This window comes from Streptomyces sp. P9(2023), from assembly GCF_032436795.1.
Classification (GTDB): domain Bacteria; phylum Actinomycetota; class Actinomycetes; order Streptomycetales; family Streptomycetaceae; genus Streptomyces.
Genome location: NZ_JAUPWM010000581.1, coordinates 1 through 262 on the forward strand (window position 1 = coordinate 1; position 262 = coordinate 262).

Here is a 262-nt window from a genome sequence, read left to right on the forward strand (position 1 = left end):
TTAAATTAATTGAAAAAAATATAACAAAAGCGCAAAATCCGATTAATTATTATCAACTTTTTTAGGTTTATCATATGAAAAAAATCGTTATTGTCGGCGGCGGTGCTGGCGGCTTGGAACTAGCCACTTTTTTAGGCAACAAATTAGGACGCAAACGTAAAGCCAGCGTTACCTTAATCGACCGCAATCAAACCCATTTATGGAAACCCTTGTTGCACGAAGTGGCAACCGGCTCCCTTGATGACGGGGTTGATGCTCTGAG

Annotated in this window: 1 protein-coding gene; it reads left to right on the top strand. The window is 40.5% G+C overall.

Annotation, left to right across the window (positions count from 1 at the left end; translation table 11 throughout):
- Positions 1 to 74 precede the first annotated feature (74 nt).
- Positions 75 to 262: FAD-dependent oxidoreductase (locus Q5762_RS38760; protein ID WP_315897013.1), on the top strand; the 188-nt coding region annotated here is incomplete at its 3' end.